This window comes from Vibrio sp. 1562, assembly GCF_033340155.1.
Lineage (GTDB): Bacteria > Pseudomonadota > Gammaproteobacteria > Enterobacterales > Vibrionaceae > Vibrio > Vibrio alginolyticus.
This window is the reverse complement of record NZ_JAWOVY010000338.1, coordinates 1-706: the sequence shown is the minus strand read 5'-3', so window position 1 is coordinate 706 and position 706 is coordinate 1. Positions and strand designations below refer to the sequence as shown.

The following is a 706-nucleotide window of genomic DNA, read 5'->3' as shown; positions in this document are numbered from 1 at the left end:
CACGGAAGATAAGTGGGGCTGGTTAGACTATGTGTACCCAGAGCAGCAGTAAGAAGGATTTAAGAAATGCCAAAATATAGATCAGCTACCACCACACATGGTCGTAACATGGCGGGAGCTCGTGCGCTCTGGCGTGCAACCGGTGTAAAAGACGAAGATTTCGGTAAGCCAATCATCGCCGTGGTGAACTCATTCACTCAGTTCGTACCAGGCCACGTACACCTTAAAGATTTGGGCCAACTTGTTGCTCAAGAGATTGAAGCGGCAGGCGGCATCGCAAAAGAATTCAATACCATCGCCGTCGATGATGGCATCGCAATGGGTCACGGCGGCATGCTTTACTCGCTGCCATCACGTGAATTGATTGCCGACTCAGTCGAATACATGGTTAATGCGCACTGTGCAGATGCCATGGTGTGTATCTCTAACTGTGACAAAATCACTCCAGGGATGCTGATGGCGTCAATGCGTCTCAACATTCCAGTTATCTTCGTATCTGGCGGCCCAATGGAAGCGGGCAAAACCAAGCTTTCAGACCAGATCATCAAGCTAGACCTTGTCGATGCCATGATCCAAGGCGCCGATCCAAAAGTGTCTGACGAACAAAGCGAACAGATCGAACGCAGTGCATGCCCAACGTGTGGATCGTGTTCAGGCATGTTCACTGCAAACTCAATGAACTGTCTGACAGAAGCTCTGGGTCTGT

Annotated in this window: 1 protein-coding gene; it reads left to right on the top strand. The window is 50.0% G+C overall.

Translation table 11 applies throughout. The features are described 5' to 3' along the window. Window positions 1-66: 66 nt before the first annotated feature. The coding region (locus R7Z49_RS25050) for a dihydroxy-acid dehydratase (RefSeq protein WP_318112395.1) at window positions 67-706 on the top strand (640 nt) is incomplete at its 3' end.